The following is a 23,701-nucleotide window of genomic DNA, read 5'->3' as shown; positions in this document are numbered from 1 at the left end:
CCGGAGGGCCGGCTCTGGTTGCCCGCCATCCTGCGTCATCGCTCGGTCGTGTACGGACGTACACTCCCTCACTCTTCCTTGTCTGGCGAGCAACCAGAGCCGGCGCGGGCCACGCGGAGACCTTGAACAGGCTCTCGCCGAAGGCCCCGCCTGGGGCAGTGAACGCGGCCCTTACTGCTTGATTTCCAGCAGCTCGATCTCGAACACCAGGGCCTCGTTCGGGCCGATGCGCGGCAGGTTGCCGCGTTCGCCGTAGGCCAGCGCGGGTGGAATGACCACGCGCCACTTGTCGCCCACATGCATGCGCTGGATCACGTCCTGCCAGCCGGGGATCACCTTGTTGTTGACGATGAAGCTCACCGGCGAGCCGTGCGCCCAGGAGCTGTCGAACTCGGTGCCGTCGATCAGCGTGGCGCGGAAATTCACCGTGACGGTGCTGTTCACCGCCGGCTGGTCCTTGCCCGTGCCTTGCTTGAGCACCTGGTACTGGATGCCTGAGGGCAGCTGCACCACGCCGGGCTTCTGGCGGTTCTTGGCGAGGAAGTCGGCGCTCTTGCTGGCGTTGGAATTGGCCAGCTGCTGGAACTGCGACTCCGCCTTGTCGTGCATATGCTTGTCGAGGCGGCGCAGCTGCTCGTGCATGTCCTGCATCGGCACGGACGGGCGGCGCTTGGTATAGGCGTCCTGGATCGCGCGCTGCATCACGGCGATGTCGACGTCCGGGTCGCCGTTGGCGAACTGGCTGCCGATCTGGTAGCCGATCGCATAGGACAGCTTGTTCTTGTCCAGCCCCGCGGCCTGCGCGTCGGACGCGCTGTCCCGGTTCTGCGCATGCGTGGCCATCGCCGCGCTCATCAGTATCGTGAGCACCGTGCCATGGGCCAACCAACGCAGTCGTGTCATGCCTATCCTCCATCGCGGATGCGCGAAGCCCGGACATCGTAAGGGGTTTGCCGGGTGCGTGCAGCGGGGCCAGGCGGGGGTGCCGGCGCCACCGGCATGAGAACGCCCGCGGCGGCAAAGGTTCCCGCCGCTACCCCACTGCTACCATGGGCGTTTTCGACCTCCGCTGGGAACCGCCATGGCTTATCGCAATCTGGAAATCGGCAACCGCGGCGCGGTGCGCCTGATCACCGTCAACCGCCCCGACAAGCTCAATGCGCTGAACCGCGACACCCTCAACGAACTGACCCTGGCCTTCGCCCAGGCCGCCCAGGACGACGCCGTGCGCGCCGTGGTGCTGGCCGGCGCGGGCGACAAGGCCTTCGTCGCCGGCGCGGACATCGCCGAGATGAACGGCTACACGCCGGTGCAGGCGCAGGGCTTCTCGCGCGCCGGCCAGCGCCTGATGAGCTCCATCGAGCGCCTGGGCAAGCCGGTGGTCGCGCGCATTCAGGGCTTCGCCCTCGGCGGCGGCATGGAGCTGGCCATGGCCTGCCACCTGCGCGTAGCCAGCGAGAAGGCGCGCTTCGGCCAGCCGGAAATCAATCTCGGCCTGATCCCCGGCTTCGGCGGCACCCAGCGCCTGCTGCGCCTGGCCGGCCGCGGCGCCGCGCTGGAGCTGTGCCTGACCGGCGCGATGGTCGGCGCCCAGCGCGCCTACGAGCTGGGCATCGTCAACCGCGTGGTGGCGCCGGAAGCGCTGGACGAAACCGTAGACGCGCTGGCCGACCAGCTCGCCGCCTCGGCGCCGCTGGCGGCGGCAGGCATTCTCGACGCCATCCTGCAGGGCGGCGAGACCGCGTTGGATCAGGGGCTGGAGTTCGAGACGCAGGCGTTTGCGCTGGCGTTCTCGACGGAAGACATGCGCGAAGGGACGACGGCATTTCTGGAGAAGCGCAAGGCGGAGTTCAAGGGGCGCTGATTCGAAGGAGAACCTTCCGGCGTAGGTTGGGGTGAGCGCAGCGAACCCCAACAGCCCCATACCGCGGTCGCCATGTTGGGGTTCGCTGCGCTCACCCCAACCTACGCCGGGCGATCGAGTTCGGGTTCAGTGTCCCGCACCCTGGAACTTCTGCTCGCCCGCCGTCACTTCCAGCTTCATCCGATTCTCCGGCGGCGCCAGCGGGCACACCACGTGCGGCGTGATCGCGCACGGCGGGTTCTCGGCCAGATTGAAATCCAGCGTCACCTTGCCGTCCTTCGGCATGTCGGCGTAGAGAAAGCGCGCGCCGCCATAAGTGAGCTTGCCGGCGGTGCGGTCGCTGAACACGAAGAACAGGCGGCCGTCTTCCTCCATCGGCGTCAGCGTGTAGCGCTGGCCGCCACGCTCGAACACCGCCTGCCCGGGCACCGGCTCATCGTTCTCGGTGCCGACCACGTTGGCGATGCGCAGCGTGTGCGGCGTGGTGTACGCCTGCCACTGCGCCTCGATCTTCCACGAGGGATCGACCGGGAAATACGGGATGCCCGGGAAGTTCGTGCGCAGCGGCGCGGCATTGTCTTTCACCCGCAGTCCGCGCTGCTTGCCGCTTTCGACCACATAGAGATAGCGCTCCGCGCCGAGATAGGCGCGGGTGGGCTTGCGTTCGCCATGCGCGCCTTGCGTGAGCATCGGCGCGGTGGAGACGGCATGGCCATCGATCGTCACCGTTACGCCATCGCCGGTGCGCAGATCCACCGCACCGCTGGCATCGAGATGCAGCACGCCCAGATGCGCGGGCGCGCCCGGCACCTGGAAGCGGTTGTCGGCGGCCGCGCCGACCGTGTTGTCACCTGGCTCGAGCCAACCGGAAGCGATCAGCGTGAGATAGCCGTCCGCCTGCTTCAACTTCGCCACGCGTTCGGCGCGTGCCTGCTCGACCTGCGCGGTGTAGTCGCTGGGCTGCGCATACACCGACGCAGTCCATAGCGCGGCCATTGCCGCGCCCGCGACAACGAACGAATGCACGGCGCTCAATGATGGCCGCCGCGATACTTCTTCTCGCCCGCCGTCACCGCGACATCCAACCGGTTCTCCGGCGGCGCCAGCGGACAGGTGGCGAATGGCGTGAATGCGCAGGGCGGGTTGTAGGCCTTGTTGAAATCCAGCACCACCTTGCCGTCCTTCGGCAGCGCGGCGTAAAGGAAACGCGCGGCGCCGTAGGTCTCCTTGCCGGAGGTGCGGTCGGCCAGCACGAAGAACAGTTCGCCGCCCGGCTCTTCCTGGTACGGCAGCAGTTCGAAGGTGTGACCGCCATGCTGGAACACCGCCTTGCCCGGCACGTCGACCTTGTCGATGGTGCCGATCACCGAGCCGATCTCCAGCTGGTGCGGCGGATCGAACGGCACCCAGTCGGCCACCACGCGCCAGGATGGATCGATCGGAAAGTAATCGATGCCGAGGAAGTCCTTGCGCGTCTGCGCGTTGCTGTCCTTCACGCGCAGCGCCTTGCGGCCGTCGCGCTCGATCACGTAGAAGTTGGCGCTGCCGAAGGCCACCGTGGTGGGCGTGGCTTCGCCGGCGTGCATGTCGTCGATCAGCGCGGCTTCGCGCACTGGCTTGCCGTCGATGGTGGCGCCGGATTTTTCATCCAGCACGATGTGCAGCGCGCCGTCCTTGCCCTGCGTCACCACGCCCAGATGCGCCGGGCCGGCCTTCAGCACGATGTCGTTGTCGCTGGCGCTGCCGATGCGGTTGGCGCCTTCCTGCAGCCATTCCAGGCCGATCAGGCTGAGCCAGCCGGTGGGCGAGGTGAGATTGGCGGTGCGCTTGGCGCGCCACTGCTCGATCTCGTGCGGGTAATCGCCGGCAGCGGCGGCAGTGGCGGTTTCGGCTTGCACGGTGACAACTCCAAAGCTCAAGGCGACAACGAGGGCAAAGGCAACGCTACGCGACATGGCACGGCCCGCTCGACAGAGGAAGCCCGAGTATGGACGTCCATTTGCCGCAGCCGCAAGCGCCGGCTCAGCGCCCGCGCAGGAACAGTTTGTCCAGCTCGGCCAGGCCCAGCTGGGTCCAGGTGGGGCGGCCGTGGTTGCACTGCCCGGAGCGCTCGGTGGCTTCCATCTCGCGCAGCAGCGCGTTCATTTCCGGCGCCGTGAGGCGCCGGCCGGCGCGCACCGAGCCGTGGCAGGCCATGGTGGAGAGCAGTTCGTTCTCCAGCTCCTGCAGGCGGCGCGAACTGCCGTGCAGGGCCAGCTCGGCCAGTACGTCGCGGCACAGCTGCGCCACGTCGGCGCCTTCCAGCAAGGCCGGAATGCGCCGCACCACCACGCCGGACGGACCGCTGCGCGACAGCTCCAGGCCCCAGTCGGCCAGCGCATCGGCATGTTCCTCGGCGGCGGCGGCTTCCTTCGCGCTGACCGATACGTTGAGCGGCACCAGCAGCAGCTGCGAGCGCAGGTTGCTGCAGGCGCGGCCGCTTTTGAGCTTTTCGTAAGTGATGCGCTCGTGCGCCGCATGCATGTCCACCAGCACCAGGCCGTGCGCATTCTCGGCCAGGATGTAGATGCCCTTGAGCTGCGCGATGGCGAAGCCCAGCGGCGGCGCTTCGTCGTCCTGCGCGGGCGGCATCGGGGCGTTGGCGGCATAGGCCGGCGCCGCCTCGCGCGAAGAATCGCCGAGCAGCGCCGCGTAATCGGCCAGCGGCTCGTCGCGCACGCCCAGGCTCAGGCGGCTCTGGCTGAACTGCCCGGACCAGGCCGGCGTCGAGGTGACGGGTGCGCCGGCGGAGGTGGCCGCGGCATAGCTGACCAGCGTGGGCGTCGTGTCCACCGAGTCGACCACGCTGCCCACCTGCCCCGCGCGCGTCTGCGCCAGGGCCTCGTGCAGGGTGCGGAACAGGAAGTCGTGCACCAGCCGCTGCTCGCGGAAACGCACTTCGTGCTTGGCCGGATGCACGTTGACGTCGACGCCGGCCGGATCGAGTTCCAGATACAGCACGAAGGCCGGGTGCCGCCCGTGGAACAGCACGTCGGCATACGCCTGCCGCACCGCGTGCGCCACGATGCGGTCGCGCACCAGGCGGCCGTTGACGTAGAAGTATTGCGAATCGGCCTGCGAACGCGACGCCGTCGGCAAGCCCACCCAGCCCGACAGATGCAGGCCGGCCGCCACATGGTCGATACGCAGGCTCTGCGCGGGAAATTGCTCGCCCAGCACGTCGGCGACGCGCAACAGAGTCGCCTGTTCGTCCTTGGCGGCCTTGAGGATGCGCACCGGCTTGCCGTTGTGGCTGAGGCGGAATTCCACCGAGCCGCGCGCCAGCGCGAGCGACTTCAGCAGGTCGTCGATATGCGCGAATTCGGTGCGCTCCGCGCGGAGAAATTTGCGCCGCGCCGGCACGTTGTAGAACAGGTCGCGCACCTCGACACTGGTGCCTTGCGGATGCTGCGCGGGACGTGCCGCCTGCAGCTTGCCGCCGTCCACTTCGATGCGGAAGGCGGTGTCCTGTCCGCGTGCGCGCGAAGTGAGCGCGAAGCGGGCCACCGACGACACCGACGCCAGCGCCTCGCCGCGGAAACCCATGCTGGCCACGTGTTCCAGGTCGTCGAAGCTGCGGATCTTGCTGGTGGCGTGCGAGGCCACCGCCAGCGGCAGATCGTCCGGCTCGATGCCGCCGCCGTCGTCGCGGATGCGGATCAGGCGCTGGCCGCCCTGCTCGATATCCACTTCGATGCGGGTGGCGCCGGCGTCGAGGCTGTTTTCGACCAGTTCCTTCACCACAGAGGAAGGCCGTTCGATCACTTCGCCGGCGGCGATCTGGTTGATGAGTTCAGCAGGCAGGGGACGGATGACAGGCATCGCGCAAGCTTAAAGCAGGAACGCCACCCGAGGGGTGGCGTTCGTAAAAACAACATGTTGCGGCGAGGTCAGCCCGACGGAATCGCCAGCACCATGCCCGCGCGCACCGTGTCGCTGTTGATGCTGCGGTTGGCGTTCTTCAGCGCGGTGATGCTCACGCCGTACTGGCGCGCGATGCTGCGCAGGCTTTCGCCCGCGGTGACGCGGTGCAGGTCGCGCACGTTGGCGTCGGCGCGCTCGCTGTCGGCCTTCACGCTGGCCACCTTGACCTCGCCCGACTTCGAACCGGTCATCGCCTGCGCCACGGCCTTGTTGGCAGCGGTTGAAACGGGATTGCCGTCGCCGTCGTCATCGTCGTTCTTCGCCGCCGACGCCACCACGTTGCCGTTGCGGCGCGAGGCCTGCGCGGCGAACCACGAACCCGGCGGCGGGGTCGCCTCGAAATAGCTGCGCACGCCGCCCATCACGGCCTCGGCCAGGTGCGCCTGGTGCGAGGGATCGCGCAGCTTGCGCTCCTCGTCCGGATTGCTGATGAAGGCCGTCTCGACCAGGATCGAGGGCACGTCCGGCGAGCGCAACACCACGAAGTTGGCGCGCTCCACGAAGCCGCGGTGCGTCGGTCCCAGGCCGCCCAGCGCCTTCAGCACATTGGTGGCCACCGCTTCGCTGGCCTGCATGGCGTAGCCCTGCTGCAGGTCCAGCAGCACGGCAGCGAGGCTGTCGTCCTTGTCGTCCAGCGACACGCCGCCGATCAGGTCGGCGCGGTTTTCGCGGTCGGCCAGCCAGCGGGCCGCCTCGCTGGTCTTGCCGCGCGGCGACAGCACCCACACCGAGGAGCCCTTGGCGTCGCCGTTGACGAAGGCGTCGGCATGGACCGAGACGAACAGGTCGGCGTTGTTGCGGCGGGCGATCTCGTAGCGCTGCTTGAGCGGGATGAAGAAATCCGCATCGCGCGTCAGCACCGCCTTCATGCCGGGCTGCTTGTTGATCTGCGCGGCCAGCTCGCGCGCCACCGCCAGGGTGACGTTCTTTTCCAGCGTGCCGCCGGGGCCGTGCGCGCCCGGGTCCTGGCCGCCATGGCCGGCGTCGACCGCCACCACCACCTTGCGCTCGCCGTTGAGCAGCGCGGCGGCCTGGCGGGTCGAAGCCATGCCGCTCTGGGTGGAGCGCAGGCTGTTCTTGCTGGACGCGGCGACCTTGATCGTCACCGGCGCGGGCGGCGGCGCGGCGTCATCGTCGCTGTCGTCCTGCACCGGGGCTGGAGCGGGCGCGGCCTTGGCCGACGAGGCCACCCCGCTGCCGGGATAGACGTCGACCACCAGGCGATAGCCGTAACTGGCCTGCGGCTGCAGCACGAAGCTCTTGTAGTGGCTGGACGGGTCGACCTTGGCCACCAGCTGCAGGCGGTTGCCCTGCTGGTTGCTGTCCAGGCCCTTGAGCAGGCCCTGCGACTTCGGCGCCGAGTAGTCTTCGCCCAGGGCGCTGCGGCCCAGGTCGATCACCAGCTGGTCGCCGTCCTGGCGGGTCTTGTAGTCCAGCGGGCCGGACACATCGAGCACCAGCCGGGTGTATTCCGGGCCGGCCCAGACGCGGGCCGACTTCACGTCGGTGGCGTGGATGGCGCACAGCGGCGCCATCGCCAGGGCGACGAGACAGGAAAACTGACGGATGCTGGCCGGATATCCCCTCATGGTCGCGCATTGAAGCTCAGCACTTTCCTGAATGCAAGTGCTTTTTCCTTGAAATATCCATAACCTGCAGCTGTTTTGTCAGGCTGGGTCCAGCTATCGGACGCAAGCCGCGCTGACGGAAGGGTTTCGCCCGGGGACGAGACGGAACCCAAAATCTCATTAGCTACGGATACTTAGCGCCGCGCCTCAGCCTGAGGCCGGCACCCGCGCCAGCAGGCGTTCGCCGCGCGGGCTGCGCGCCGCCACCTGAACGGTACGGCCGGTGCCGGCATAGGCCAGGTCGATCTGCAGATCCGGTGCCGGCAAGGCCCCGGCGCCCCGCTCCGGCCATTCCACCAGCACCAGGGCGGCGGGGTCGGCCAGCGTGTCCAGCCCCAGCCATTCCAGCTCGCCGGGGTCGGCGATGCGGTACAGGTCCAGGTGCCAGGCCGTGCGGGCGGCCAGCCGGTAGGACTCGACCAGGCTGTAGGTCGGGCTTTTCACCCGCTCGCCCACGCCCAGCGCTTGCAGGAAGGCGCGGGCGAAGCTGGTCTTGCCGGCGCCCAGGTCGCCGTGCAGGTAGATCACCGCGCCGTCGTCGACCGCGCCGGCCATGCGCGCGGCGAAGCCGGCGGTGGCCTGTTCGTCGGGAAGCGCCTGCTGCAGGGTGGTCATGCGTCGAGTCCGTTGAGCAGCCGGCGCAGCGGCGCCAGCAGGTCGGTGGCCATGAGGCCGCGCTCGCCGCCGTCGGCGGCCGCCGCGTCGCCCGCACGGGCATGCAGGCCCACGCCCAGGCAGGCGGCTTCCCAGGCTTCGCAGCCCTGGGCCAGCAAGGCGGCGACGATGCCGGTCAACAGGTCGCCCATGCCGCCGGTGGCCATGCCGGGGTTGCCCCAGGGGCAGACGGCGACGCGGCCATGCGGGTCGGCGATCAGGCTGCCGGCGCCCTTGAGCACCGCCACCGCGCCGTATTTGCGCGCCAGCGCGCGCACCGCGGCGTAGCGGTCGGCTTCGATCTCGGCGACCGAGCTTTCCAGCAGCCGCGCCGCTTCGCCGGGATGCGGCGTGATCACCGTGGCCGCTTCGAACACCCGCGGCTCGCGCGCCAGCAGGTTGAGGCCGTCGGCATCCAGCACCGTCGGCATGGCCATGTCCAACGCGGTCAGCCACAGCGCATGGCCCCAGGCGCCCTGCCCCAGGCCGGGGCCGAGCGCCAGCACGTCGGCGCGCTGAAGCAACGGCTGCAGGGATTGCGGGCCGTCGACGCCGTGCGCCATCAGTTCCGGACGGGCGCTGTTGAGCGCGGTGAGATTTGCCTCGCGCGTGGCGACGCTGACCAGCCCCGCGCCGGCGCGCAGCGCGGCTTCTCCGCTCATGCGGATGGCGCCGGCCGTGCCGAGGTCGCCGCCGATCGCCAGCACGTGGCCGTTGCTGCCTTTGTGGGCGTGGCGCGGGCGCGGCGGCAGCGTGGCCGCGTGCAGCAGTTCGGCATCGGGTGCGGTGCCGTCCCAGAGTTCTTCCGGCAAATCCAGCGTATCCAGCTCCAGCACGCCCACGCGGTCCGCCGCCTGCCCGGTATGCAGGCCGCGCTTGTGCGCGATGAAGCTGACGGTGACGTCGGCCTTGATCGCCTCGCCCGGGCATTGCCCGGTGTCGGCGTTGAGGCCCGACGGCACGTCCAGCGCGAGGATCGGTTCGCCGCCCGCATTCAGCCGCCACAGCAGGTCGGCCACCGCAGGCTCCGGCGCGCGCGCGAGGCCGGTGCCGTACAGCGCATCCACGTGCACGTCGGCCACCGGCAAGCCGGTGACGGCGCTCCACACTTGCACCTGGCCGCCGGCTTCCTCGAAACGCACGCGCGCCGTCGCGGCATCGCCGCGCGCTTCGCCGCTGAGCGCGAACAGCATCACCTGATAACCCTCCTGCAGCGCGAGCGCGCCGAGCAGGAAACCGTCGCCGCCGTTATTGCCCGGCCCGCAGTACACCGCGATGCGCCGCGCCTGCGGCCAATGGCGCTGCAGCGAGGCGAACGCGGCCGCGGCCGCGCGGCGCATCAGTTCGATGCCGGGGATGTCCAGCGCTTCGATGGCGCGGCGATCCAGCGCACGCACCTGGTCGACGGTATGGAGCTCGTGGCAGTGCGGGCGTGGCGTCATGCGCCGGATTATAGGCGGAGGCCGCGGCCCGGCGGACTTACAATGCCCGCCATGTCCGCCTCCTCCGCCCTCGCCCACGACTACGCCGCGCTCGCCGCGGACATCAAGCGCTGGGCGCGCGAGCTCGGCTTCGCCGACGCCGGCATCGCCGGCATCGAGCTGGGCGAGGACGAGCAGCATCTGCAGCGCTGGCTGGACGACGGCCATCACGGCGAGATGGACTACATGGCCCGCCACGGCACCAAGCGCAGCCGCCCGGCCGAACTGGAGCCGGGCACCCTGCGCGTGATCTCGGTGCGCATGGACTACATCCCGCCCGGCACGCGCAATGCCTGGGCCGTGCTGGAAGACGCGGACGCCGGCTATGTCGCTCGCTACGCGCTGGGCCGCGACTACCACAAGCTGATGCGCAACCGCCTGCAGAAGCTGGCCGAGCGCATCCACGCCAAGGTCGGCGACTTCGGCTATCGCGCCTACGTGGATTCGGCGCCGGTGCTGGAGAAGGCGCTGGGCCGCAATGCGGGCCTGGGCTGGATCGGCAAGCACACCGTGCTGATCAACCGCAGCGCCGGCTCGTATTTCTTTCTCGGCGAGCTCTATACCGACCTGCCGCTGCCGGTGGACGAAGCCGCCACCGCGCATTGCGGCACATGCCGCCGCTGCATCGATATCTGCCCGACCCAGGCCATCGTCGCGCCGTACCGGCTGGATGCGCGCCGCTGCATTTCCTATCTGACCATCGAGCTCAAAGGCAGCATTCCGGAAGAGCTGCGCGCGCCGATGGGCAACCGCATCTTCGGCTGCGACGACTGCCAGCTGATCTGCCCCTGGAACAAATTCGCGCGCGATGCGGCGGAGCCGGACTTCGCACCGCGCCACAGCCTGGATGGCGCGCGCCTGCTGGAACTGTTCGCCTGGAGCGAGGAGGAATTCCTGCGCCGCACCGAAGGCATGGCGATCCGCCGCACGGGCTACGAGGGCTGGCTGCGCAATATCGCGGTGGCGCTGGGCAATGCGCCGGGTTCGGGCGAAGTGATCGACGCGCTGCGTGCGCGCGCGGCGCATCCGTCGGAGGTGGTGCGCGAACACGTCGCCTGGGCGCTGGCGCGACACCAGGCGACGTAAGCGGGACTCAGCCTTCGCGGCGCTGGGCGATTTCGTCGAGCAAGGCACGCGTGGCGGTGTCGAACGAAGACAGATCGTCCGTCTGGCCTTCCAGCGCCGGCAGGATCTGCCGCGCGATCGACTTGCCCAGCTCCACGCCCCACTGGTCGAATGCGTTGATGCTCCACAGATGGCCGAGCATGAACACCTTGTGCTCGTACAGCGCGATCAGCGCGCCCAGGCTTTCCGGCGTGAGCGAGTCGAGCAGGATCACCGTGCTCGGGCGGTCGCCCGGGAAGGTGCGCTGCGCGGCGAGCACGCGGCGCGCCTGTTCGTCGCCGCCCTTGCTCTCAGCCAGGGCCTCGTCGAAGGTCTTGCCCAACGCCAGCGCGGCGGCCTGCGCCAGCAGGTTGGACAGCAGCGCGTCGTGATTGGCGCGCAGCGGATGCGCCGGGCGCACCACGCCGATGAATTCCAGCGGCACCGTGTCGGTGCCCTGGTGCAGCGACTGGAAATACGCGTGCTGCGCATTGGTGCCCACGCTGCCCCACACCACCGGCGACGTGGCCTGCGCCACCGGCTCGCCCTGCGGGGTGACCTGCTTGCCCAGGCTTTCCATTTCCAGCTGCTGCAGGTACGAGGTGAGGTCGCCCATCAGGTCGGCATACGGCACCACCGCGCGGCTGCTGCGGCCCAGCGCATTGCGGTTCCAGTATTCGACCAGGCTGAGCAGCACCGGCAGGTTTTCCTGCCAGGGCTTGCTGCGGAAGTGGTCGTCGATCTGCGCGGCGCCGGCGAGCAGTGCACGGAAATGCTCCATGCCGATGGCCAGCGCCAGCGACAGGCCCACCGCGGACCACAGCGAGAAGCGGCCGCCGACGAAATCCCACATCGGATAGATGTTGGACGTGGCCACGCCCCAGCGTTCGGCCTCGGCGGTGTTCGCGCTCACCGCCAGGAAGTGCTTCGACGCGGCGCGCGCATCGCCCTCGTACGAGCGCACGATCCAGTCGCGCAGCACGTTGCCGTTGAGCAGGGTTTCCTGCGTGGTGAAGGTCTTGGAGACCACGATCACCAGGGTGCGGCGCGGATCGAGCTGGCGCATCAGCTCGTAGGCGGCCTGGCCGTCGACATTGGTGAGGAAGTGGCTGCGCAGCTCCGGCACGTGGAACGGCGCCAGCGCGCGCACGGCCAGGCGGGGGCCGAGGTCGGAGCCGCCGATGCCGATGTTCACCACGTCGGTGATCTTCGGCGGCAGGCCCATGCTGGCGGCGTCGCCGCGCTCGATCGCGCGCACCAGTTCGTCGATGCGCTGCAGGGTGCGATCGATCTCGCTGCGCGCCTCGCGCGGCGCCACCGGCGGCAGGCGCGACGCGCCGCCGCGCAGCGCGGTGTGCAGCACGGCGCGGTGTTCGGACGTGTTGATCGGCTCGCCGGCGAACATGGCGTCGCGGGCCTGCTGCCAGCCGCTGGCTTCGACGTGCTCGCCCAGCGCCTGCAGCGCTTCGTGGTCCAGCTTCTGCCGGCTCAGGTCCAGCAGCAGCGGCCCCACACGGTGGCGCAGGCGTTCGCCGCGCTCCCGGTCCTTCAGCAAGTCGCGCAGATGGGTGCGCGAAAGACGTTCGACGTGTGCTGCCAGGAAGGACGGACTGCGCTGCTGCGACATGGGCTCGTACTTGGCGGGAAGGGGAACCCCGATCTTAGAGCCATTGAGCGGCGCGTGAGTAGCGCGCGACATGCCAATTTGGAATGACCGCGGGACATGCCGCCCCGCGGGGTTCGCCATTCCGGCGCAAGCTGGAATCCAGTGCCTTCAAGACGCCGGACCCCAGCGTTCGCCAGGGTGACGAAAACGCCTCAGGCGGCAGCCATCTGCTTCGGAATGGAGCGGTTGGTATGCGAGATGCGGTTGTCGGCGTCCACGTACACCAGGGTCGGCTGGAACTGCTCGACTTCGGCCTCGGACAGCTGGGCAAACGCGGCGATGATGACCAGGTCGCCCGGCTGGGCGCGATGGGCCGCGCTGCCGTTCACCGAGATGATGCCGGAGCCTTCTTCCGCGCGCAGCGCATAAGTGACGAAGCGCTTGCCGTTGTTGATGTTCCACGCGTGGATCTGCTCGTACTCGCGGATGCCGGAGGCATCGAGCAGCAGGCCGTCGATCGCGATCGAGCCTTCGTAGTGCAGCTCGGCGTGCGTCACCGTGGCACGGTGGATCTTGGCCTTGAGCATGTTCAGGTTCATGGCATGACTTCCAGCAGAAAAGGTCTGCGTAGCGGGCAATTATCGATGGGCGGGCCGTCCGGCCGCAACGAGGCCGGATGCCGCGCTATGTGGGGTGCCTCAGTCGAAAGGCAAGTTGTCGATCAGGCGGGTCTTGCCCAGGCGGGCGGCGATCAGCGCCACCAGGCCCTCGCGCTCGCCTTCGGCCGGCTCGGACAGGTCCTCGGCCCGGCGGATCACGGCGTAGTCCGGATCGAAGCCGCCGCGGGCCAGCTTGGAGGCCGCGGCCTGCTCCACCACCTTGATGGCATGGCCTTTTTCGACCAGTTCGCGCATCTGCTGCAGGGTGGCGTAAATCTGCGGGGCCAGCTCGCGCTCGTCGCGCGACAGGTACTGGTTGCGCGAGCTCAGCGCCAGGCCGTCGTCGGCGCGCAGGGTGGGCGCGCCCATCACCTTCACCGGCAGGGCCAGGTCGCGCACCATGCGCTCGATCACCTTCAGCTGCTGGAAGTCCTTCTGGCCGAACACGGCCACGTCCGGCTGCACCAGGTTGAACAGCTTGCACACCACGGTGGCCACGCCATCGAAATGGCCGGGACGGTGCGCGCCTTCCAGCGTGTCGGTGATGGCCGGCACGTGCACGCTCACGCTGCTGGCCGGGCCGAACGGATACATCGTGGCCACGTCGGGCGCGAACACCAGGTCGCAGTGCTGGTCGGCCAGGCCGGCCTGGTCCTGAGTGAGCGTGCGCGGATAGCGGTCGAAATCCTCGTTCGGGCCGAACTGGGTCGGATTGACGAACACGCTCGCCACCACGCGGTCGGTGCGCGCGCGCGCCAGCTTGATCAGCGAGTGGTGGCCGGCATGGAGGTTGCCCATGGTCGGCACGAAACCGACGGTCTGGCCCTGGGAGCGCCAGCCGCGGATCACGGCGCGCAAGGCCGCGGCGTCTTGCACAGTCTGCATGGAGGTGTGTCTCAGCTGAAACAGTGTTCGGGAGCGGGAAAGGCGCCGCTGCGCACATCTTCCGCATAAGCGGCGAGCGCAGCCGCCACAGAATCGCGTCCCGCCAGGAAATCCTTGCTGAACTTGGGGCGCTTGCCCGGCGTGATGCCCAGCATGTCCTGCAGCACCAGCACCTGGCCGTCGCAATGCGGACCCGCGCCGATGCCGATCACGGGAATACCGACGGCCTTGGTGACGCGCTCGCCCAGCGAGGTCGGCACGCCTTCCAGCACCAGCAGATCCGCGCCGGCCTGCTCCACCGCCTTGGCCTCGGCCACCACGCGGTCGGCGGCTTCCTGCTCGCGGCCCTGGATGCGGAATCCGCCGAACTTGTGCACCGACTGCGGCGTGAGGCCCAGGTGCGCGCACACCGGAATGGCGCGCGTGGCCAGCGCATGGATGCCGTCGAGAATATGCGGCGCCGCGCCTTCGATCTTCACCATCGCCGCACCGCCCTCGCCCACCAGGCGCGCTCCGGCATCGAGCAGGTGCGGCACATCGCGGTCGCTCATGAACGGCAGGTCGCTCACCAGCAAGGTGGCGGACAGGCCGCGGGCCACGGCGGCGGTGTGGTAGACCATGTGATCCAGCGTCACCGGCAGCGTGCTCGCGTGCCCCTGCACCACCATGCCCAGCGAATCGCCGACGAGGGCGACGTCGATGCCGGCCGTTTCCAGCTGCCAGGCGAAGCTGTAGTCGTAGGCGGTGAGCACCACGATCGGCCGGCCTTCCGCCTTCATGGCCCGCAGGCCGGGCACCGTCACGGGCTTGCGGGCAGGAGCACTGGCATTCTGGACGTACACGGCGACGCCTTCAGGTGGGTAAGAAGCGGATTATCCGCCGCATTGCACAAAAGGCTCAAGGCAGGACTTCGCAGCCGCTGCGATCGAGCGCCGCGAGCAGCGCGCCCACCTTGCCCTGGCCCGGCAGTTCCAGTTCCGGCGCCAGGTCGGCCAGCGGCAGCAGCACGAAGGCGCGCTCGGCGATGCGCGGGTGCGGCAGGGTCAGGCGTTCGCCGTCGCGGCGCACGCCGTCCATATGCAGCAGGTCCAGATCCAGCGTGCGCGGCCCCCAGCGCTCGCCCTCGCGGACGCGGCCGGCGGCGCGCTCGATCGCCAGCAGGGCGTCCAGCAACTCATCGGCACTGAGGCCGGTATCCAGCTCGACAGCGGCGTTGACGAACGGCGGCTGCTCCAGCATGCCCCACGGCGGCGTGAGGTACAGGCGCGAACGCGCCGTCACCCGCGTGGAGGGCAGCTGCGCCATCGCTTCGATGGCTTCGCTCAGGTAGCGCCGGGAATCGCCCAGATTGCTGCCCAGCGCCACATAGGCAGCGCTCACGCCGCGCCCGATTTGCCGCCGGATTTGCCACCCGGCTTGCGGCGGCGCCGCTTGCGCGGCTTGCTCGCCGGCGCAGGCTCGACATCGCCTGCCGACGGCACGTCGGCACCGGTGCCGGACAGCGCGGCGGCCAGCGTCTCGTGCGACAGCTGCTGGGCATGCGCCCACCATTGGCCGAGCTGGTCGATCGCCTGGGATTCGGTGGCGCGCAGCAGCAGGAAGTCGAACGCGGCGCGGAAGCGCGGGTGCGCCATCAGGCGGAACACGCGCTTGCGCTGCACCTGCTCGAAGCGCGGCTGCAGCGCCCAGATCTCTTCCATGGTGATGGTGAAGCGGCGCGGGATCGCCACGCGCTGGCACTGTTCCGACACCACGTGCGCCACCGCGCGGCCCCAGGCCGTGGCGCTTTCCACGCCCTTGACGATCCACGCATGCGCCAGGTCGCGCACCTCGCCCCACAGCAGCACGGCGAACAGGAAGGCCGGAGTGACCGACTTGCCTTCGGCGACGCGCGCATCGGTGCTGCCGAGACCTTCCTCGATCAGCTTGCGCAGGGCCTCGTCGCCGCGCTTGAGCGAGCGCGCGGTGGCCGGGAACATGAACTTCAGCAGGCCGCTCTTCTCCAGCATGCGGAAGCTCTTCAGGCCATGGCCGCTGAGGAACAGCTTGAGCGATTCGTCGAACAGGCGCGCCGGCGAGGCATCCAGCAGCAGCGGGCCGAGCTCCTCGAACGGCGCGGCGGCCGCGGCGTCGATGCGGAAATTGAGCTTGGCCGCCAGGCGCACCGCGCGCAGCATGCGCACCGGGTCCTCGCGGTAGCGCGTGACCGGGTCGCCGATCAGGTGCAGCACGCGGTTCTCCACGTCCTGCATGCCGCCGACGTAGTCGCGCACGGAGAAGTCGCTGATGTCGTAGTACAGCGCGTTGACGCGGAAGTCGCGGCGCAGCGCGTCTTCCTCGATGCTGCCCCATACGTTGTCGCGCACGATGCGGCCGTCGACGATGTGGCGGTCGCCGCCGCCTTCGTTGCCGTCGTCTTCGCCGGTGCCGCGGAAGGTGGCCACCTCGATGATCTCCGGCCCGTACACCACGTGGGCGAGGCGGAAGCGGCGGCCGATCAGGCGGCAGTTGCGGAACAGCTTCTTGACGTCTTCCGGCGTGGCGTTGGTGGCCACGTCGAAGTCCTTGGGATGGCCGCCGAGCAGGAGGTCGCGCACGGCGCCTCCGACCAGGAAGGCGTCGTAGCCGGCTTCATGGAGGCGGTACAGCACGCGCAGCGCGGCCTTGCTGATGTTCTTGCGCGATATCACGTGCTGCTCGCGCGGAATGATGCGCAGCGATGGCGTGGCCTCGTTCCTTGCTTTCAAGTTCAAGCGGTTTGAATCCTTGCAGCGGAAGGGTTGCCGCATGGCCTTGGGCCTGGGGTGCCGCCGGGTCGGAACCCGTGGCTGCGCATGGCTTCGGGCATGAGACAGCTGTCACGGAGGGCATTGCCGGCCGCAACAATTTCGCTATACTAGCGCGCTCCGGTGCTTTTCGCTCCCTTCGTCTAGTGGCCTAGGACACCGCCCTCTCAAGGCGGGAACACGAGTTCGAACCTCGTAGGGAGCGCCACTTCCGGGCCGCACAGGCCCTCCCGGCATACACAGGCCCGCGATCGCATGACCTTTGTCGTCACCGACAACTGCATCAAGTGCAAGTACACCGACTGCGTCGAAGTCTGCCCTGTCGATGCCTTCCACGAAGGCCCGAATTTCCTGGTGATCGATCCGGACGAGTGCATCGACTGCACCTTGTGCGAGCCGGAATGCCCGATCAACGCCATCTATCCGGAAGACGACGTGCCCGCCGGGCAGGAGTCCTTCGTGGCGCTCAATGCGGATCTGGCCAAGGCCTGGCCGGTGATCACCGAGCGCAAGGACGGCCTGCCGGACGCCAAGGAATGGGAAAACAAGCCGGGCAAGCTGGACCAGTTGCAGCGCTGATTTTCCGACTGATCCGAATCATTCCTTCGGACTTCGCCCTATAAAAAAGCCGCCCGATGGGCGGCTTTTTCGTTCGCTGAGCAACCGCGGCGCGGAATCAATTACCGCCCAGGCGCGACTTCAGCGTATCCACCACCTTGGCCACGGCGGCGGCATCGCCCTGCGCGCGCACTTCGCTGGCGCTCTGGCCGCTGGGGCCGATCACCACCTGCACCTGGTGCGGCGCGGCGCCCGGCGCGGGGGCGGAGCTGTCCTTCTTGCCGCCACCGAACATGCGGCGGAAGAAGCCCGGCTTGCTGCCCTGCGTGGCCGAGGCCACCACGCTCAGCGTGTAGGCATGGCCGGCGTCGTCGTGGCTCAGCACCTGGCCGATGTCGCCCTGCTCCAGCGCCTGGCCGACGCGGCGGTAGGCGTTGTCGACGGTGTCGGTGAGCACGAAGCCGTCGGCGATCACGCCGCCGCCCTTGCCCACGCGCGCGGTGGCGCCGTTGGAGGTGGGGTTGTTGGCGCCCTGCTCCGGGATCACCAGGGCGGCGCTGGTCGACGGCGTATCCAGGCCCGGCGGGATCTCCAGCGGCGTTTCCTGCTTGGCGGCCTCCCAGGCCTTCTCCGAGCGGAACATGCCGCAACCGGAAAGCAGCAAGGCGGACAGGGCCAGGGCCGGCATGGCGAGGAGGAGCGGGGATTTCTTCATTGAATTGGAGTTCCGTTGAGAGATCGGGCGGCCGTCAGGCCGCGTTTGCCAAGGATGCCAGAGCCGCCAGCGCTTCGGCGATGCGCGCCCGCTCCGGCCCTTCCTGCAGTTCGACCAGGGGCAGGCGCGGCGCCGCCGAACCCAGCCCCAGCGCCGGCAGGCCGGCCTTCACGGCGATCGGGTTGGGTGCGCAGTTCAACGCCTGAACCAGCGCGGCGAGGACATCGTCGCAGCGCGCGGTGGCCGCCGCGTCGCCCGCGGCCGCCGCGTCGCACAGCGCGCGGAAGGCCTTGGGCGCCAGGTTGGCCACCACCGAGACGGTGCCGGCCGCGCCGGCCAGCATGGCCTTGCCGGCGGTCGGGTCGTCACCGGACAGGTAGACGAAATCGGCGCGCGCAAGTTCCGCGAGGGCGTGGATGCGCTCGTCGCTGCCCACTGCCTCCTTGATGCCGACGATGGCCGGATGGTCGCGCAGCGCGGCCACCGTCTCCGGCAGCAGGTCGCAGCCGGTGCGGCCGGGCACGTTGTAGAGGATCACCGGCAGGCCGCCCTGCTCGGCCACCGCGAGAAAATGCCGGTGCAGGCCTTCCTGCGTGGGGCGCACGTAGAACGGCGCCACCACCAGCGCGACATCCGCGCCCAGTTCGCGCGCGCGGCGGGTCAGCGCCACGGTCTTGGCCGTGCCGGCCTCGCCGGTGCCGGCGAGCACCGGGATGCGTCCGGCCACGCGTTTCACCGCGAAGGCCAGCAGGGTTTCGTATTCGTCGTGCTCGAGCATGTGGGCTTCGCCGGTGGAACCGGCCACCACTACGGCCTGCGTCCCGCCCGCGATCTGGTAGTCCAGCAGCCGCCCGAAGGCGTCCAGATCCAGCGCACCGTCCGACGTGAACGGGGTCGCCAGGGCGCAGATGCTTCCACGAATCTTCAAGACATACTCCGGCCAGAAGCCAAGCCCTGCATGTTACTTGCGACCTCGGAGGGGCGACAAGTAAGCTCGCCGGGCCTTGCGCCGCCGTCCCGCGCTGCGCGGGCCCACGCTACAGGCCGACCTCCTTGAACCGTTCCTCGCGTACCGGCAACGACCACCAGCTGCTGATCCAGGCCCTGACCCCGTCGCCGCGCACTCCCCTGCTGAACCTGGCCCGCCGCATCGCCGATGCCGGCTGCAACCTGGCCGACGCGCGCGTGTCGACCATCGGCGTGGACACCTCGCTGACCCTGCTGGCCACCGGCTCGTGGGACGCGGTGGCGAAGCTGGAGTCGGCCCTGGCCAAGTTCGCGCGCGAGGAAGACGTGCACCTGATGCACTACCGCACCGACGGCCGCAGCCAGGCCTCGCGCCTGCTGCCCTACCTGGTGGAAGTGATCTCGGCCGACCGTCCCGGCATCCTGGTGCGCATCATCGATTTCTTCGACCGCCACGGCATCGCGGTGGAACAGCTGCATTCGATGCGCTACCAGGCCATGCAGACCGGCGCGGCGATGTTCCAGGCGCAGATCACCGTGGGCATTCCCGCCGACACGCACATCGCCGCCTTGCGCGACGACTTCCTGGAATTCTGCGACGGCCTCAACCTGGATGCCATCATGGATCCGGTCAAGTTCTAAGCGCTCTGGTTCAAGAGCGGGGCCGCCAAAAACTTCTTCCGGGCCCCAGCGCGAGGGAAAGCCAGCATGCCCCCGCCACGCCGCGGTTGGCAAGGGCTGTCATCCGCCGCCGCAGGCGCGCTAGTCTTGGCCCCGAAGAGGCAATACCGGAGGGCCGGCGCGCATGCAGTACGCAGATCGAGCGAGCACTATCGCACGACGCGCCGCCTTCCCCTCCGTGCCGGCCACCGGCCGCCAGCCTCACTCCCCCACTAAAACCACAAGACGAAGCCAGGTGCTGGCTTCGCAGGAGCAGTCATGCCAGACCTCGGCAAAAAAGTGCCCAAGCTCAAAGGCCCGCTCGGCGACGGCAGCGAGCTGAAACTCGACAGCCTCAAGGGCCAATGGGTGGTGGTGTATTTCTACCCCAAGGACAGCACCCCGGGCTGCACCAACGAAGCCAAGGACTTCCGCGATCTCTACCCGACATTCCGCAAGCGCAACGCCGAGGTCATCGGCGTCTCGCGCGACTCGGTCAAGTCGCACGCCAACTTCGCCGCCAAGCAGGAGCTGCCGTTCCCGCTGGTTTCCGACCCCGAGGAAACCTGGTGCCAGGCCTTCGACGTGATCCACGAGAAGGTGCTGTACGGAAAACGTCACATGGGTGTCGTACGAAGTAGCTTCCTGATCGATCCCGAAGGCAGGCTGGTGCAGGAATGGCGCAACGTCAAAGTCCCAGGTCACGCCCAAGCCGTGCTCGACGCCATCCCCGCCAAGTGAACCCTTCCGACCTATCCGCTCCGTCCCGTCGGCGCTCACCGCGCAGGCGGCACGGACGCGCATGTTCCGGCCCGCGGGGCCGGATTCCCACGGCATCCCGCATGCCGCGTTTTCACAACCAGCACGCCAGCGAGGCAACTTCCGTATGACCGGAAGCAAGCGCATTTACGCTCTCGATACCAATGTTCTGCTGCACGATCCCACGTCGCTGTTCCGCTTCGAGGAGCATGACGTGTTCATCCCCATGACAGTGCTGGAGGAGCTGGACGAAAAGAAGAAAGGCGCCTCGGAAGTCTCGCGCAACGGCCGCCAGGTCAGCCGCTTCCTCAACGAGCTGATCGAACGCGGCAACGGCCACGGCATCAGCAACGGGCTGGAACTGAGCAGCCCGCAGGGCATCAAGCTCAAACGCAACAACACGGTGGGCCGGCTGTATTTCCAGCAGCGCGCCACCAACGGCCACGGCAAGGCCGACAACCTGATCCTGGCGGCGGTGATCGAGCTGCGCGACCAGAATCCGGACCGCGCGGTGATCCTGGTCAGCAAGGACATCAACCTGCGCATCAAGGCCAAGATCTACGGCATCGATGCGGAGGACTACGAGAACGACCGCGCGCTCGACGACTTCGCCCTGCTCTATACCGGCTCCACCGAACTGACCGAAGACTTCTGGGACCGCCACCCCGAAGTGCAGTCGTGGAACGAGCGCGGCCGCACCTTCTACAAGGTCAAGCGCCGCGAGGACGAGGACTGGCATCCGAACCAGTGCCTGTTCCTGCCCGGCGACAACAGCGTCGAGCTGCGCGTGCTGCACGTCGACGAGGAAGAAGCCACCCTGGTGCTGCTGGACGACCACAGCCATTCCAACCACGCCGTGTGGGGCATCGCGGCGCGCAACCGCGAACAGAACTTCGCGCTCAACGTGCTGATGGATCCGGATGTCGACTTCGTCACCCTGCTCGGCACCGCCGGCACCGGCAAGACCCTGCTCGCGCTGGCCGCGGGCCTGGCCCAGGTGATGGACCAGCAGCGCTATCGCGAGATCATCATGACCCGCGCCACGGTCTCGGTCGGCGAGGACATCGGCTTCCTGCCCGGCACCGAGGAAGAAAAAATGACGCCGTGGATGGGCGCGCTCACCGACAACCTCGAAGTGCTCGCCAACCCCGAGGAAGGCGGCAGCTGGGGCCGCCAGGCCACCAACGACCTGCTCGCCTCGCGCATCAAGATCCGCTCGCTGAACTTCATGCGCGGCCGCACCTTCCTGTCGCGCTACCTGATCATCGACGAGGCGCAGAACCTCACGCCGAAGCAGATGAAAACCCTGATCACCCGCGCCGGCCCCGGCACCAAGATCGTCTGCCTGGGCAACGTGGAACAGATCGACACGCCCTACCTCACCGAAACGACCTCCGGCCTGACTTACGCGGTGGACCGCTTCAAGGGGTGGGAACATTCGGCGCACATCACTTTGCGGCGCGGCGAGCGTTCGCGGCTGGCGGATTTCGCCTCCGAAGCGCTGTAAGCGCACTCATGGGACAATCGCCGTTCCGGCGCGTGCCGGACGGCGATCACCATGCAGAAAACCTCCGATTCCACTCCCCCCATCGCGCTCACCATCGCCGGCTCCGACTCCGGCGGCGGTGCCGGCATCCAGGCCGACCTCAAGGCCTTTCATGCGCGCGGCGTGCACGGCCTTTCCGCCATTGCCGCCATCACCTCGCAGAACACGCGCGGGGTCAGCGCCGTGCATCCGGTGCCGCTGGCGCATATCCGCAGCCAGCTCGATGCGGTGTTCGACGACTTCGCCATCGGCGCGGTGAAGACTGGCATGCTCGGCAACGCGGCGATCGTACGGCTGGTGGCGCGCGAGCTGCGCAAGCACCAGCCCGCATGGCTGGTGGTGGATCCGGTGATGATCGCCACCAGCGGCGCGCGCCTGCTGACGGAAGACGCGGTGCAGGCGGTGGTGCGCGAGCTGATCCCGCTGGCCGACGTGCTCACGCCCAATCTGCCGGAAGCCGAAGCCCTGCTCGGCCACCCCATCCGCAGCGCCCGCGACTACGACCGCGCCGGCGCCGCCCTGCGCGCGCTGGGCGCGAAAGCCGTGCTGCTCAAGGGCGGCCACGCCCGCGGCGGCGAGGTGGTGGACCGTTTCTACGACGCCGACGGCTCGATGGAACTGCGCCACCCGCGCCTGCGCGTGGAAGGCCACGGCACCGGCTGCACGCTGGCCTCCGCGGTCGCCGCGGAGCTGGCCAAGGGGCGCACGCCGCGCGCCGCGGTACGCCAGGCGGTGGCCTATGTGCAGCGGGCGCTGGCCCAGGGTTACCGCCCCGGGAAGGGCGCGGTGCGGGTGCTGCGGCACTGAGCCTCAAGGCGGCGGCAGGCTTGGGAGTAGAATGGCGGCTGGTCTTTCCGCCTTCGCTGCCCACGACATGATCCTCGCTCCGCGCCTGATCCTGCTGCTCATCTTCGCCGTGTTCGCACTGTGCGTGCTCGCGGTGCATCTGCGCGGCCGCTCGCGCCTGCGCTTCGACCGGCAGCTGGTCGACCATTCGGCGATCTTCGCGCCGTACAACCTGCTGATGTACACCTTCTCGGCGGTGCCGGCGCGGCCGATCCTGGACCGCCGCGACTTCCCCCAGCTGGACCTGCTGCAGGCGAACTGGCAGACCATCCGCGAAGAGGCCATGCATCTGTTCGACGAGGGCTTTATCCGCGCCGCGGAAAAGCACAACGACGCCAGCTTCAACAGCTTCTTCAAGCAGGGCTGGAAGCGTTTTTATCTCAAGTGGTACGGCGAACCGCTGGCCTCGGCCGAGGCGCTGTGCCCGGAGACGGTGAAGCTGCTCAACGCCATTCCCAGCGTGAAGGCGGCGATGTTCGCCCTGCTGCCGCCGGGCAGCAAGCTCAATCCGCACCGCGATCCGTTCGCCGGCTCGCTGCGCTATCACCTGGGTCTGATCACGCCCAACTCCGAGGACTGCCGCATCTTCGTCGACGGCGAGATCCACGCCTGGGGCGACGGCAAGGACGTGGTGTTCGACGAAACCTATGTGCACTGGGCCGAGAACCGCACCGACCAGACCCGCGTGATCCTGTTCGCCGACGTCGAGCGCCCGCTGCGCACGCGCCTGATGACCGCGATCAACCATCGCGTCGGCGCCTTCATGGGCAAGATCACCGCCTCGCCGAACACCGAATCGCCGGAGGAGAAGACCGGCTTCGTCAACCGCATGTTCGCGCTCAACCAGCGCTCGCGCGAGCGCAGCCGGGCCTTCAAGAAGCGCAGCCCCCGGCTGTTCCGGGTACTGAAATACATCGGCATCGTGCTGATGATCTGGCTGGTGTTCCTGGCGCCGTATCCGTTCTTCCGCTGAGGCGGTCACGTTCCGGCCGCCTAGCGCGTCCTGGCCTTGTCACCCCCG

At 68.7% G+C, this 23,701-nt stretch carries 22 protein-coding genes, 1 tRNA gene and 1 pseudogene; 9 read left to right on the top strand and 15 right to left on the bottom strand.

What is annotated here, in order from left to right:
* Positions 1-171: 171 nt before the first annotated feature.
* Positions 172-903 (bottom strand): FKBP-type peptidyl-prolyl cis-trans isomerase, encoded by a 732-nt coding sequence (locus KK141_RS22165; protein ID WP_214571285.1) that lies wholly within the window; start codon positions 901-903, stop codon positions 172-174.
* A 178-nt stretch (positions 904-1,081) separates the two neighbouring features.
* Between KK141_RS22165 and KK141_RS22160 the strand changes: the two genes are divergently transcribed.
* Positions 1,082-1,864 (top strand): enoyl-CoA hydratase-related protein, encoded by a 783-nt coding sequence (locus KK141_RS22160; RefSeq protein ID WP_214571286.1) that lies wholly within the window; start codon positions 1,082-1,084, stop codon positions 1,862-1,864.
* A gap of 126 nt (positions 1,865-1,990) precedes the next feature.
* On the opposite strand, the gene KK141_RS22155 is transcribed toward KK141_RS22160, so the two are convergent.
* The 6 genes and pseudogenes from KK141_RS22155 to KK141_RS22130 all read right to left on the bottom strand — a co-directional run bounded on the left by KK141_RS22155 (position 1,991) and on the right by KK141_RS22130 (position 9,551).
* Positions 1,991-2,890 (bottom strand): DUF1684 domain-containing protein, encoded by a 900-nt coding sequence (locus tag KK141_RS22155; protein WP_345777581.1) that lies wholly within the window; start codon positions 2,888-2,890, stop codon positions 1,991-1,993.
* 5 nt (positions 2,891-2,895) lie between these two features.
* Positions 2,896-3,711, bottom strand: a pseudogene (locus KK141_RS22150) (DUF1684 domain-containing protein); the annotation flags it as partial.
* A 175-nt stretch (positions 3,712-3,886) separates the two neighbouring features.
* Positions 3,887-5,725: a DNA mismatch repair endonuclease MutL gene (gene mutL, locus KK141_RS22145; protein ID WP_214571288.1), complete on the bottom strand. Its 1,839-nt coding sequence runs from the start codon at positions 5,723-5,725 to the stop codon at positions 3,887-3,889.
* Positions 5,726-5,793: 68 nt separating this feature from the next.
* Positions 5,794-7,416, bottom strand: coding sequence for an N-acetylmuramoyl-L-alanine amidase (locus KK141_RS22140; protein WP_214571289.1), 1,623 nt, complete (start codon positions 7,414-7,416; stop codon positions 5,794-5,796).
* 186 nt (positions 7,417-7,602) lie between these two features.
* A complete protein-coding gene (tsaE, locus tag KK141_RS22135; RefSeq protein WP_214571290.1) occupies positions 7,603-8,070 on the bottom strand; it encodes a tRNA (adenosine(37)-N6)-threonylcarbamoyltransferase complex ATPase subunit type 1 TsaE in 468 nt (155 codons plus the stop codon).
* Positions 8,067-9,551: an NAD(P)H-hydrate dehydratase gene (locus KK141_RS22130; RefSeq protein ID WP_214571291.1), complete on the bottom strand. Its 1,485-nt coding sequence runs from the start codon at positions 9,549-9,551 to the stop codon at positions 8,067-8,069. Before KK141_RS22130 ends, tsaE begins: the two co-directional genes overlap by 4 nt.
* Before the next feature lie 51 nt (positions 9,552-9,602).
* On the opposite strand from KK141_RS22130, the gene queG reads away from it, so the two are divergent.
* Positions 9,603-10,676 (top strand): tRNA epoxyqueuosine(34) reductase QueG, encoded by a 1,074-nt coding sequence (gene queG / locus KK141_RS22125; protein ID WP_250901943.1) that lies wholly within the window; start codon positions 9,603-9,605, stop codon positions 10,674-10,676.
* A 7-nt stretch (positions 10,677-10,683) separates the two neighbouring features.
* Here queG and pgi read toward each other — a convergent pair whose 3' ends face one another.
* From pgi to pcnB, 6 genes are all read right to left on the bottom strand, one after another.
* Positions 10,684-12,321 carry a glucose-6-phosphate isomerase gene (gene pgi, locus KK141_RS22120; protein WP_214571293.1) on the bottom strand — a complete coding sequence of 546 codons (1,638 nt, stop codon included), beginning with the start codon at positions 12,319-12,321 and terminating at the stop codon, positions 10,684-10,686.
* A gap of 191 nt (positions 12,322-12,512) precedes the next feature.
* Entirely contained in the window at positions 12,513-12,899 is a 387-nt protein-coding gene (gene panD / locus KK141_RS22115; protein ID WP_111983712.1) for an aspartate 1-decarboxylase, read from the bottom strand.
* A 99-nt stretch (positions 12,900-12,998) separates the two neighbouring features.
* The gene (gene panC / locus KK141_RS22110) at positions 12,999-13,844 is read right to left on the bottom strand and encodes a pantoate--beta-alanine ligase (protein WP_214571294.1); all 846 of its coding nucleotides are present in this window, start codon (positions 13,842-13,844) and stop codon (positions 12,999-13,001) included.
* An 11-nt stretch (positions 13,845-13,855) separates the two neighbouring features.
* Positions 13,856-14,686, bottom strand: a complete 831-nt coding sequence (gene panB / locus KK141_RS22105) for a 3-methyl-2-oxobutanoate hydroxymethyltransferase (RefSeq protein ID WP_214571295.1) — start codon at positions 14,684-14,686, stop codon at positions 13,856-13,858.
* 55 nt (positions 14,687-14,741) lie between these two features.
* Positions 14,742-15,224: a 2-amino-4-hydroxy-6-hydroxymethyldihydropteridine diphosphokinase gene (folK, locus tag KK141_RS22100; RefSeq protein ID WP_214571296.1), complete on the bottom strand. Its 483-nt coding sequence runs from the start codon at positions 15,222-15,224 to the stop codon at positions 14,742-14,744.
* The gene (gene pcnB, locus KK141_RS22095) at positions 15,221-16,597 is read right to left on the bottom strand and encodes a polynucleotide adenylyltransferase PcnB (protein ID WP_214571297.1); all 1,377 of its coding nucleotides are present in this window, start codon (positions 16,595-16,597) and stop codon (positions 15,221-15,223) included. Before pcnB ends, folK begins: the two co-directional genes overlap by 4 nt.
* A 165-nt stretch (positions 16,598-16,762) precedes the next feature.
* Between pcnB and KK141_RS22090 the strand changes: the two genes are divergently transcribed.
* Positions 16,763-16,838 (top strand) — tRNA-Glu (locus KK141_RS22090).
* A 47-nt stretch (positions 16,839-16,885) separates the two neighbouring features.
* Positions 16,886-17,209, top strand: coding sequence for a ferredoxin FdxA (gene fdxA / locus KK141_RS22085; RefSeq protein WP_214571298.1), 324 nt, complete (start codon positions 16,886-16,888; stop codon positions 17,207-17,209).
* 97 nt (positions 17,210-17,306) lie between these two features.
* Here the strand turns inward: fdxA and KK141_RS22080 are convergent, their stop codons facing one another.
* Together KK141_RS22080 and dapA are read right to left on the bottom strand one after the other, a co-directional pair.
* A complete protein-coding gene (locus KK141_RS22080) occupies positions 17,307-17,903 on the bottom strand; it encodes a hypothetical protein (RefSeq protein ID WP_214571299.1) in 597 nt (198 codons plus the stop codon).
* 34 nt (positions 17,904-17,937) lie between these two features.
* Positions 17,938-18,831 (bottom strand): 4-hydroxy-tetrahydrodipicolinate synthase, encoded by an 894-nt coding sequence (gene dapA / locus KK141_RS22075; protein ID WP_214571300.1) that lies wholly within the window; start codon positions 18,829-18,831, stop codon positions 17,938-17,940.
* 125 nt (positions 18,832-18,956) lie between these two features.
* Here dapA and KK141_RS22070 point away from each other — a divergent pair, with 125 nt between their 5' ends.
* The 5 genes from KK141_RS22070 to KK141_RS22050 all read left to right on the top strand — a co-directional run bounded on the left by KK141_RS22070 (position 18,957) and on the right by KK141_RS22050 (position 23,653).
* Positions 18,957-19,511 (top strand): glycine cleavage system protein R, encoded by a 555-nt coding sequence (locus KK141_RS22070; protein ID WP_243868001.1) that lies wholly within the window; start codon positions 18,957-18,959, stop codon positions 19,509-19,511.
* Between the two features lie 297 nt (positions 19,512-19,808).
* Positions 19,809-20,270, top strand: coding sequence for a peroxiredoxin (locus KK141_RS22065; protein ID WP_214571301.1), 462 nt, complete (start codon positions 19,809-19,811; stop codon positions 20,268-20,270).
* A 145-nt stretch (positions 20,271-20,415) separates the two neighbouring features.
* Positions 20,416-21,795, top strand: coding sequence for a PhoH family protein (locus KK141_RS22060; RefSeq protein WP_214571302.1), 1,380 nt, complete (start codon positions 20,416-20,418; stop codon positions 21,793-21,795).
* 51 nt (positions 21,796-21,846) lie between these two features.
* Positions 21,847-22,641, top strand: a complete 795-nt coding sequence (thiD, locus tag KK141_RS22055; RefSeq protein ID WP_214571303.1) for a bifunctional hydroxymethylpyrimidine kinase/phosphomethylpyrimidine kinase — start codon at positions 21,847-21,849, stop codon at positions 22,639-22,641.
* Positions 22,642-22,726: 85 nt separating this feature from the next.
* Positions 22,727-23,653 carry an aspartyl/asparaginyl beta-hydroxylase domain-containing protein gene (locus tag KK141_RS22050; RefSeq protein WP_284733908.1) on the top strand — a complete coding sequence of 309 codons (927 nt, stop codon included), beginning with the start codon at positions 22,727-22,729 and terminating at the stop codon, positions 23,651-23,653.
* Positions 23,654-23,701: the final 48 nt, after the last annotated feature.

The organism is Dyella sp. LX-66, assembly GCF_018599165.1.
In the GTDB taxonomy this organism is placed as follows: Bacteria; Pseudomonadota; Gammaproteobacteria; order Xanthomonadales; family Rhodanobacteraceae; genus Dyella_D; species Dyella_D marensis.
The sequence above is the reverse complement of the archived record's forward strand: the minus strand, read 5'-3'. Positions and strand labels throughout refer to the sequence as shown.

What these genes read in the sequence shown, in the direction of transcription:
- KK141_RS22165 (WP_214571285.1), bottom strand. Translation starts at nt 903, where the DNA reads ATGACACGACTGCGTTGGTTGGCCCATGGCACGGTGCTCACGATACTG.
- KK141_RS22160 (WP_214571286.1), top strand. Translation starts at nt 1,082, where the DNA reads ATGGCTTATCGCAATCTGGAAATCGGCAACCGCGGCGCGGTGCGCCTG.
- mutL (WP_214571288.1), bottom strand. Translation starts at nt 5,725, where the DNA reads ATGCCTGTCATCCGTCCCCTGCCTGCTGAACTCATCAACCAGATCGCC.
- KK141_RS22140 (WP_214571289.1), bottom strand. Translation starts at nt 7,416, where the DNA reads ATGAGGGGATATCCGGCCAGCATCCGTCAGTTTTCCTGTCTCGTCGCC.
- tsaE (WP_214571290.1), bottom strand. Translation starts at nt 8,070, where the DNA reads ATGACCACCCTGCAGCAGGCGCTTCCCGACGAACAGGCCACCGCCGGC.
- KK141_RS22130 (WP_214571291.1), bottom strand. Translation starts at nt 9,551, where the DNA reads ATGACGCCACGCCCGCACTGCCACGAGCTCCATACCGTCGACCAGGTG.
- queG (WP_250901943.1), top strand. Translation starts at nt 9,603, where the DNA reads ATGTCCGCCTCCTCCGCCCTCGCCCACGACTACGCCGCGCTCGCCGCG.
- pgi (WP_214571293.1), bottom strand. Translation starts at nt 12,321, where the DNA reads ATGTCGCAGCAGCGCAGTCCGTCCTTCCTGGCAGCACACGTCGAACGT.
- panD (WP_111983712.1), bottom strand. Translation starts at nt 12,899, where the DNA reads ATGAACCTGAACATGCTCAAGGCCAAGATCCACCGTGCCACGGTGACG.
- panC (WP_214571294.1), bottom strand. Translation starts at nt 13,844, where the DNA reads ATGCAGACTGTGCAAGACGCCGCGGCCTTGCGCGCCGTGATCCGCGGC.
- fdxA (WP_214571298.1), top strand. Translation starts at nt 16,886, where the DNA reads ATGACCTTTGTCGTCACCGACAACTGCATCAAGTGCAAGTACACCGAC.
- KK141_RS22080 (WP_214571299.1), bottom strand. Translation starts at nt 17,903, where the DNA reads ATGAAGAAATCCCCGCTCCTCCTCGCCATGCCGGCCCTGGCCCTGTCC.
- KK141_RS22065 (WP_214571301.1), top strand. Translation starts at nt 19,809, where the DNA reads ATGCCAGACCTCGGCAAAAAAGTGCCCAAGCTCAAAGGCCCGCTCGGC.
- KK141_RS22060 (WP_214571302.1), top strand. Translation starts at nt 20,416, where the DNA reads ATGACCGGAAGCAAGCGCATTTACGCTCTCGATACCAATGTTCTGCTG.
- thiD (WP_214571303.1), top strand. Translation starts at nt 21,847, where the DNA reads ATGCAGAAAACCTCCGATTCCACTCCCCCCATCGCGCTCACCATCGCC.